This is a genomic window from Mitsuaria sp. TWR114 (assembly GCF_007997345.1).
This window is the reverse complement of record NZ_VOSR01000040.1, coordinates 1-9,521: the sequence shown is the minus strand read 5'-3', so window position 1 is coordinate 9,521 and position 9,521 is coordinate 1. Positions and strand designations below refer to the sequence as shown.

The following is a 9,521-nucleotide window of genomic DNA, read 5'->3' as shown; positions in this document are numbered from 1 at the left end:
CACGCTGCCGGCGTCTTCGAGGAAGCGGCGGTTCCGCTGAAGCAGGCGCAGGCCAGCGTGCAGTGGCGCGCGCAGCGCCCGGTGGCGGTCGGCGGGGCCAAGCGCGCGCCGGCGCCCGGTCCCTTGTCCCTGCCGGCGACGCGTCCGCTGGCCGCGGCCTCGGCGGTGGCTACCGCCGCGTCGGCGCCGGCCGAGCCCGCCACGCGCTGGACGGTGCAGTTCAACGACGTGCGCTTCAGCAACGACGACCTGCACGCCGAGGTCGACGGCAGCTGGCAGAGCGGTGACGGCAAGCGTCCGCATGACCACGGCCGCCTCGACCTCACCGGCCGCATCGACGAGATCCGGGCCCCGCGCGTGCTGCGCTACCTGCCGGCCTCGATGGGCCACGACGCGCGGCGCTACGTGCGCGACGCCATCCGCGACGGCACGGTGCACCGCATCCAGGTGCGCCTGCAGGGCGACCTGATCGACTTCCCCTTCGACGCGCCGCGCAGCAAGGGGCAGTTCCGGGTGTCGGGGCAGGTCCGCGGCCTGACGCTGGCCTACGTGCCCAGCCATCCGGCCGAGGGCGAACTGCCCGCCTTCCAGTCGCCGTGGCCGGCGATGGAGCAGCTCGACGCCGAGCTGGTCTTCGACCGCGCCGCGATGAGCATCCGCAACGCCAAGGCCCGGCTGATGGGCGTGGACCTGGTCAACGTGCAAGGGTCCATCGCCGACCTGTACCACCACGCGCCGGTGCTGGAGATCGACGGCCAGGCGCGCGGGGCGCTCGCCGACGCGCTGCGCTACGTGAAGGCCTCGCCGGTGGCGGCGCTCACCAGCCACGTGCTGGACACGACCACCGCGACCGGTCCGATGGCGCTGAAGCTCAATCTGCGGCTGCCGCTGATGCATGTCGACGACACGACGGTCAAGGGCCTGGTCACCTTGACCGGCAACGACGTCCGCATCCGGCCCGACACGCCGCTGCTGGGCCAGGCCCGCGCGCAGGTCAGCTTCGACCAGAAGGGCCTGCAGATCCGCGGCGGCCAGGCGCGCGTGCTGGGCGGCGACGCCAGCTTCGACGGCGGCAGCCTGCCCGACGGCACGATGCGTTTCGCCGCGCAGGGCACGGTCACGGCCGAGGCGCTGCGCAATGCGCCGGAGCTGGGGCTGCAGCAAGCGGCGTCGGTGATGACTGGCCAGGCGGCGGTGCGCTTCGAGCTGGGCGTGCTCAAGAACGGGCAGACCGAGATCGCCGTGACCAGCCCGCTGCAGGGCATCGCGGTGAACCTGCCGGCGCCGATGCACAAGGCGGCCGAGGAGGCCTGGCCGATGCGCATCGCCACCAAGGCGCTGGCGCCGGCCGGCGCGGCCCTGCGCGATGAATTGCGCGTCGAGGCCGGCCCGCTGCAGGCGCTGTACCAGCGCGACGTGACTCACGAGGCCAAGGTGCTGCGCGGCGCCATCGCGGTGCGCGAGCGCGCGCCCGAGCTGCCGGCGCAGGGCGTGACGGCGCGCGCCAGCTTCGACCAGTTCAATGCCGACGCCTGGCAGACCGCGCTGCCGGGCCTGACCGGCGCGAAGGCCGGCGCGGAGCTCGAGGGCGCGGCCGAGGGCGGCTACGCGCCGACGCAGCTGACGCTGAAGGCGCAGACGCTGCAGGTGGCGGGCCGCACGCTCAACGGCGTGACGGCGGGCATCTCCCACGACGCCGGCGCGGGCTGGCGCGTGTCGGTCGACGCGCAGCAGCTCAGCGGCCTGATCGAGGTCCGCGCGGCCAGGCCGGACCAGCCGGGCCGGGTCTTCGCCCGGCTCTCGCGGCTCTCGGTGCCCAAGAGCGATGCCGATTCCGTCGAGCAGCTGCTCGACAAGCAGCCGCGCTCGGTGCCGGCGCTGGACATCGTCGTCGAGGACTTCGAGCTGCGCGGCAAGCGCCTGGGCCGGCTCGAGATCGATGCCCAGCAGCAGAGCGAGGCCCGCGACTGGAAGCTCAACCGGCTGGTGCTCAAGAGCCCGGACGCGACGCTGAGCGCTTCCGGCAAGTGGGCGCCCGAGCCCGGCCAGGCGCTGCGCCGCACCGAACTCGACTGGAAGATGGACGTCGCCGACGCCGGCAAGCTGCTGGAGCGGCTCGGCCAGGGCCAGGTGCTGCGCGGCGGCAAGGGCGTGCTCACCGGCCAGGTCGCGTGGCAGGGCTCGCCGATGTCGCCGGACTACGCCAGCATGAGCGGCCAGCTCAATGTCTCGATGGAATCGGGGCAGTTCCTCAAGGCCGAGCCCGGCGTGGGCCGGCTGCTGGGCGTGCTCAGCCTGCAGTCCATCCCGCGGCGCCTGATGCTGGACTTCCGCGACGTGTTCTCCGAAGGCTTCGCTTTCGACAACGTCACCGGCGACATCCGCATCGCCAAGGGCGTCGCGCGCAGCGACAACCTGCGCATGAAGGGCCTGCAGGCGGCGGTGCTGATGGAAGGCAGCGCCGATCTGGCGGCCGAGACCCAGGACCTGCATGTGCTGGTGCTGCCCGAGATCAATGCCGGCGGCGCGGCACTCGCCTACGCGGCGGTGAATCCGGCCATCGGCCTGGGCGCCTTCCTGGCCCAGTGGCTGCTGCGCAAGCCGCTGGCGGCGGCCAACTCCGAGGAGTTCCGCGTCACCGGCACCTGGTCCGATCCGCGCATCGAGCAGTTGCCGCGCCGTGCGCAGCCGCAGGGCAGCTACAACAACGCCACCACCGCGCAAGGAGAGTCCGTCCAATGAGCACCTCGACCCCGCAGGCGGCGCCGCCGGTCACGATCGCCGCGATCCAGATGGTCTCCGGCCCGCGGCTGGAGGAGAACCTCGAGCGCGCCGCCCACTGGATCGGCGAGGCGGCGCGCCAGGGCGCGCGGCTGGTCTCGCTGCCCGAGTACTTCTGCCTCATGGGCCACAAGGACACCGACAAGCTGCCCTACGCCGAGCGGCCCGGGGACGTCGACGCGCCGATCCAGGGCGCGCTGCGCCGGGCGGCGCGCGCGCATGGCGTGTGGATCCTCGGCGGCACCTTGCCGATGGCGATCGACGGCGCGGCCCTGCCCGCCGAGCGGGTGCGCAACACCACCTGCGTCTTCGCGCCGGACGGCACGATGGCCGCGCGCTACGACAAGCTGCATCTCTTCTGCTACGACAACGGCCGCGAGCGCTACGACGAGGCCCGCGTGCTCCAGGCCGGCGAGGCGCCGGTGAGCTTCGACGCGCCGATCGCCGACGGTCCCACGCTGCGCGTGGGCCTGTCCATCTGCTACGACCTGCGCTTCCCGGAGCTCTTCCGCGCGATGAGCTTCGGCGGCCCGCGGCCGCTGGACCTCATCAGCGTGCCGGCGGCCTTCACGTACACCACCGGCCAGGCGCATTGGGAGCTGCTGCTGCGGGCCCGCGCGGTCGAGAACCAGGCCTACGTCATCGCCTCGGCCCAGGGGGGCACGCACGAGAACGGGCGCCGCACCTGGGGCCACAGCCTCATCGTCGATCCCTGGGGCGAAGTGCTGGCCTGCCTGCCCGAGGGCGAGGGCCTGGCGATCGCCCGCCTCGATCCGGCGCGCATCGCACAGGTGCGCGAGCAGTTGCCGGCGCTGCAGCACCGTCGGCTCTGAGACGCGGCGGCGGCCGCGTTCCGTGAGCCGGTCCGCGAGCGCATCCGCGTTCCGGCCCTGCGATCCGGTCCTGCGATCCGGCGCCGGAATCCGGTTCAGATCGGGCGATCGGCGCCCGCTCCCTGGAGGCAAGATGCCCGGCATGATCGACCGCCGCCCTGCCCGTCCTCTTCGCTCCATGCCGGCGCTGCTGGCCGCCATGGCCTGCGCGCTGCTGGCGGGCTGCGGCACGCCGGCGCGGCCGCTGGAGTCCTCGCTGACCGACATGGAATCGCTGCAGCTGCGCTCCTGGCTGAGCCCGCAGTTGCGGCGCAACATCGACCTGCTGCCGGTGAGCGGCGGCCAGGAGACCTCGCGCTGGTGGGGCAGCCGCATCAACGCGATGACGCTGAACCAGACCTACCAGGAATCGCTGCGGCGCCTGGGTTTGATGCCGGACGTGCCGGACACCGGGCGCTACCAGTTGCAGGTCGAGGTGCTGGCGCTGGCGCAGCCCAATGTGCCGGTGCTGCCGGAGGTGGCGATCTCGGTCCGCTACACGCTGACGGAGCGCGCCGCCGGCGGCGGCAAGGTGCTGTACCAGCGCACGCTGCGCACGACGCAGAAGGCGGGCGTCGACGACAGCCTGAACCCCTCGGAGCAGTTGCGCATCGCCACCGAGGCCGCGCTGCGCAACAACATCGCAGACCTGATCCGCGACCTCGCGTCCCTTTCGCTCCCCGTCTGAGCAACCGGAAACCCCGCCTTCCCGATATAAGAATTCAGCGGAATTCCCACCTCGGCATATGCATATAAGCATTGATTGCTTGCCAACTGCCGGGTTATCCCTAAGCATCACGGCTTTCCGCCCCAAAAAGGCGCATGCCGGCAAAAGGTCCCGAACGGCGGCCAGCTGGCGCGAGCGTCCGTCTTTCGTCCGTGATCGAACTCCAACAGCTGCACAAATCCTATGAGGTCGAGGGGCGCCGCGTGGCGGCGCTCCAGGGTATCGACCTTCGGGTGGAACCGGGAGAAGTGTTCGGGATCATCGGCGCCTCGGGCGCCGGCAAGAGCACGCTGCTGCGGGTGATCAACCTGCTGGAGCGCCCGGACAGCGGCCGCGCGGTGGTGGCCGGCCAGGACCTGCAGGCGCTGGACGCGGCCGGCCTGCGCGCCGCCCGCCAGAAGATCGCGATGATCTTCCAGCACTTCAACCTGCTGAGCTCGCGCACCGTCGCGCAGAACGTGGCCTGGCCGCTGCGCATCGCCGGCTGGGAGGCCGCGCGCATGGCGCCGCGCGTGCAGCAGCTGCTCGCCCGCGTCGGCCTATCCGACCAGGCGGACAAGTATCCGGCCCAGCTCTCCGGCGGCCAGAAACAGCGCGTCGGCATCGCCCGCGCGCTGGCGCTGGACCCGCAGGTGCTGCTCTGCGACGAGGCCACCAGCGCCCTCGACCCCGAAACCACCCGCTCGATCCTGGACCTGCTCGCCGAGCTCAACGAGGAGCTGAAGCTGAGCATCGTGCTGATCACCCACGAGATGGACGTGGTGCGCCGCGTCTGCGACCGCGTCGCGGTGCTGGAAGGCGGACGCATCGTCGAGCTCGGTCCCGTGGCGCAGGTCTTCCTGCATCCGCGCTCCGACACGGCGCGGCGTTTCGTGCTGGCGGCCGAGCATGTCGACGAGGGCGAGCAGCGCGACGACTACGCGCATGTCGCCGGCAGCCTGTGGCGCCTGACCTTCTTCGGCGAGCGCACCTACGAGCCGCTGCTGGGCGAGGTCGCCCGGCGCGCGAACCTGGACTTCGGCATCCTGGCCGGCCGCATCGACCGCATCAAGCGGCAGCCCTACGGCCAGCTGACCATCGCCGTCAGCGGCGGCGATCGCCAGGCCGCCCGCCAGCTGCTGGCCGAGCGCGGCGTGCAGGTCGAGGAGCTGCGCGCATGAGCCTCACGCCCTCCCTGATCGAGACCCTGCGGACCATCGACTGGCCCGAGATCGCCACCGCCGGCGGCGACACGCTGCTGATGCTGGGCGGTTCGCTGCTCTTCACCGCGCTGCTGGGCCTGCCGCTGGGCATCGCCCTGTACCTGTTCGACCGTGGCCGGCTGGTGTCCTCGCCCCGGCTGTACGCGCTGCTGTCGCTGGTGGTGAACGTGCTGCGCTCGCTGCCGTTCGTGATCCTGCTGATCGTGCTGATCCCGTTCACGCTGCTGGTGACCGGCACCTCGCTGGGCGTGGCCGGCGCGATCCCGCCGCTGGTCGTGGGCGCGACGCCCTTCCTGGCGCGGCTGGTGGAAACCGCGCTGCGCGGCGTCGACCGCGGCATCGTCGAGGCCGGCCTGGCCATGGGTGCCAGCACCCGCCAGATCGTCGTCCAGGCGCTGCTGCCCGAGGCGCTGCCCGGCATCGTCTCGGCGCTCACCGTCACCGCGATCACGCTGGTCGGCTACACGGCCATGTCGGGCGTCATCGGCGGCGGCGGCCTGGGCGACCTGGCGATCCGCTTCGGCTATCAGCGATTCCAGACCGAGGTCATGGTCGTGACCGTGGTGCTGCTGCTGGTGCTGGTGCAACTGCTGCAGATGCTGGGCGACTGGCTGGTGACCCGCGTGTCGCACCGCTGAGCCCGTCAGGCATCGACGAGACCCCGCCTCCCCCTTTCAGCGCCGATCGCCCCAAGCCGGCGAACGGCATCGTTCCTCAGAGGAGTTTGCAAGCATGAAGAAGCTGTTCGCCGCCACCGTCGCGGCCCTGTCGCTGGCCACCGCCGGCACCGCCTCCGCCGAGAAGCTGAGCGTCGCCGCCACCGCGGTGCCGCACGCCGAGATCCTGAACCTGGTCAAGCCGGAGCTGGCCAAGCAGGGCGTGGAGCTCGAGGTCAAGGTCTTCACCGACTACGTCCAGCCCAACGTGCAGGTGGCCGAGAAGCGCCTGGACGCCAATTTCTTCCAGCACAAGCCCTACCTGAACGAGTTCAACAAGGGCAAGGGCACGCGGCTGGTGGCCGTCGCGGCGGTGCATGTGGAGCCGTTCGGCGCGTATTCGACCAAGCACAAGACGCTGGCCGCGCTGCCCGAGGGCGGCACCGTCGCGATCCCCAACGATCCGACCAACGGCGGCCGCGCGCTGCTGCTGCTGGACAAGGCCGGCGTGATCAAGCTCAAGGACAAGGCCAACATCCTGGCGACGACCAAGGACATCGCCGACAACCCCAAGAAGCTGAAGTTCCGTGAGATCGAGGCCGCCACGCTGCCGCGCATCCTGCCGCAGGTGGACCTGGCGCTGATCAACACGAACTACGCGCTGGAGGCGAAGCTGAACCCGGCCAAGGACGCCCTGGCGATCGAGGGCGGCGAGTCGCCCTATGCCAACTGGCTGGTCACCCGCGACGACAACCAGAACGCTCCGGCCGTGAAGAAGCTGGCGGCCGCGCTGCAGTCGGAGGCCGTCAAGCGCTTTATCCAGACGCAATACAAGGGCGCGGTGGTGCCTGCCTTCTGACGACGGCTGCGGCCGGGTTTGTTTCCGTACAGCGCCCCGCGATCGCGGGGCGCTTTCATTTGGGCGCTGGATATCGAGGATTTGTGCCGGGCCGCCGTCCCGGCTTCTTGGCACCATGGCGGCCTCCTCCCTTGTCCCTCGGAATGGCGCCGCCAGGATGCCGCTCCTCGCCCGTCCGTGTCCGAACTCTCCGCGGCGCTGCCGCAGTTCTTCCTGCTTCGCGATGGCGCCCCGACGCTGCTGCTCACCGGCCATTACGACGGGGCCCTGGTGCTGCTGTCGCTGGCCGTCGCCTCGCTGACCTCGGCGCTGGCGCTGCAGGTCGCCGGCATGGCCAAGCCGGCCACGGGATGGCGTCGCCAGTCCATCCTGGCCACGGGCGCGCTGGCGCTGGGCGGCGGCATCTGGTCGATGCACTTCATCGGCATGCTGGCCTTCCAGCTGTGCGCCCAGATCGCCTTCAACGCCCATGTCACCGCCGCCTCCATGGTCCCGGCGCTGATCGCCTCCTGGGTCGCGCTGGCCCTGCTCTCGCGCCGCGAACTCGACCGCTGGCGCCTGGTCGCCGGCGGCGTGCTGGTCGGCGCCGGCATCGGGACGATGCACTACACCGGCATGGCGGCGATGGAGATGTCCGCCGCGCTGCGCTACGACCCCGCCTGGTTCGGCGCCTCCATCGTGGTCGCGGTCCTGCTGGCGATGCTCGCGCTGTGGATCCGCTTCGGCCTGGCCGGCCGCCTCAGCCGGCCCTGGGCGATCGCGCTGGGCGGCGTGGTGATGGGCGGCGCCATCGCCGGCATGCATTACACGGCGATGGGCGCCGCGCGCTTCGTCGGCCTGGCCGACGGCCCCTGCAACACCTCGATCGAGAACGCCGGCTGGCTCGCCCTGGCCGTGACCGTGATGGCGCTGGCCATCAGCGCCATCACCGCCGGCGCCAACGGCCTGCTGGTGCTGCGCCGTCTCAACACCGAGCTGGTCGAGGAACGCGGCCGCATGCTGGTGATGGAGACCGCGCTGCGCGACAGCGAGACCAAGTACCGCACCGTGATCGCCAACAGCCCGGGCGTGACCTTCCGCTGCCGCCTGGACGAGAACTGGTCGATGCTGCTGATCAACGACGCCGTCGAGGACCTGACCGGCTGGACCGCCCGCGACTTCCTGGAAGGCCGCCAGCACTTCGCCGCGCTGATCCATCGCCACGACCAGGCGCGGGTGAACGCGGCCGTGGAAACCGCCGTCGCCGCCGACACGCCCTATGCGCTCGAGTACCGCGTCCACACCCGCGACGCCGGCGAGCGCTGGGTCTCCGAGCGCGGCCGCGCGGTGCGCGACGCGCAGGGCGCGCCGCAGTGGATCGACGGCGTGATCCTCGACATCACCGAGCCCAAGCGGCTGCAGCGCCAGCTCGAGGAAGCCAAGGAACGCGCCGAGTCCGCCGCCGCCGCCAAGAGCGCCTTCCTGGCCAACATGAGCCACGAGATCCGCACGCCGATGAACGCCATCCTCGGTTTCACCGAGCTGCTGCTGGACACCACGCTGACCGAGGCCCAGCGCCGCCACCTGACGACGGTGCGCGGCTCGGCGCGCTCGCTGCTGGCGCTGCTCAACGACATCCTGGACACCGCCAAGCTCGACAAGGGCGCGATGGAGCTGGAGTCGGTCGACTTCTCGCTGCGCACCGTCTGCGAGCAGGCGCTGAACTCGCTGCGGCTGCTGGCGCAGCGCAAGAACCTGGTGCTGCACCTCGACTACCCGTCCGCCGCGCCGCGCTTCTTCCAGGGCGATCCGCTGCGGGTGCAGCAGGTGCTGCTGAACCTGGTCGGCAATGCGATCAAGTTCACCGAGCGCGGCGTGGTCACGCTGCGCATGCGGCACGAAGGCGGCCAGGTCCACCTGGCCGTCGTCGACACCGGCATCGGCATCGCGCCCGACCGGCTGGACCGCATCTTCGACGCCTTCGCGCAGGCCGACGCGTCGACGACGCGCCGCTTCGGCGGCACCGGCCTGGGCACCACCATCTCGCGGCAGCTGGTCGAGCGCATGGGCGGCCGCATCACCGTCGAGAGCGAACTCGGCCAGGGCAGCACCTTCCACGTCTGGCTGCCGCTGCCGGCCGGCAACGCGGCGCTCGCCGAGGCCCAGGCGAGCGAAGCGGCCGTCGCCCTCCCGCCGCTGCGGCTGCTGGTGGCCGACGACGTGGCGCAGAACGGCGAGCTGCTGCAGCTGATCCTGGGCCGCGAGGGGCATCAGGTCACGCTCGCCGCCGACGGGCTGCAGGCGCTGAAGGCCTTCTCCGACGAGCGCTTCGACGCGGTGCTGATGGACGTGCACATGCCGGGGTTGGACGGCCTGGGCGCGACGCGGCGGATCCGCAACTTCGAGCATGCGCAGGGCCGCGGCCACACGCCGGTGGTCGCGCTG

7 protein-coding genes are annotated in these 9,521 nt (G+C 71.5%); all 7 read left to right on the top strand.

The genetic code is table 11. From position 1 onward, the window contains the following. A partial coding sequence (locus tag FUT87_RS02530; protein WP_147239974.1) for a YhdP family protein occupies nucleotides 1-2,742 on the top strand: 2,742 nt, incomplete at its 5' end. Further along, complete coding sequence (locus tag FUT87_RS02525) at nucleotides 2,739-3,614, top strand: carbon-nitrogen hydrolase family protein (RefSeq protein ID WP_147239973.1); 876 nt, start codon at nucleotides 2,739-2,741, stop codon at nucleotides 3,612-3,614. The genes FUT87_RS02530 and FUT87_RS02525, both read left to right, overlap by 4 nt. A 133-nt stretch (nucleotides 3,615-3,747) precedes the next feature. Next, entirely contained in the window at nucleotides 3,748-4,341 is a 594-nt protein-coding gene (locus FUT87_RS28300; protein WP_141225408.1) for a hypothetical protein, read from the top strand. A gap of 191 nt (nucleotides 4,342-4,532) precedes the next feature. Beyond that, on the top strand, nucleotides 4,533-5,540 hold the full coding sequence (locus FUT87_RS02515) for a methionine ABC transporter ATP-binding protein (protein ID WP_147239972.1): 1,008 nt from the start codon (nucleotides 4,533-4,535) through the stop codon (nucleotides 5,538-5,540). After that, nucleotides 5,537-6,220, top strand: coding sequence for a methionine ABC transporter permease (locus FUT87_RS02510; protein ID WP_091731010.1), 684 nt, complete (start codon nucleotides 5,537-5,539; stop codon nucleotides 6,218-6,220). Before FUT87_RS02515 ends, FUT87_RS02510 begins: the two co-directional genes overlap by 4 nt. Before the next feature lie 94 nt (nucleotides 6,221-6,314). Beyond that, nucleotides 6,315-7,097, top strand: coding sequence for a MetQ/NlpA family ABC transporter substrate-binding protein (locus FUT87_RS02505; RefSeq protein WP_147239971.1), 783 nt, complete (start codon nucleotides 6,315-6,317; stop codon nucleotides 7,095-7,097). Nucleotides 7,098-7,274: 177 nt separating this feature from the next. Further along, nucleotides 7,275-9,521 (top strand): MHYT domain-containing protein (locus FUT87_RS02500; protein WP_147239970.1); only part of this gene is annotated, 2,247 nt, incomplete at its 3' end.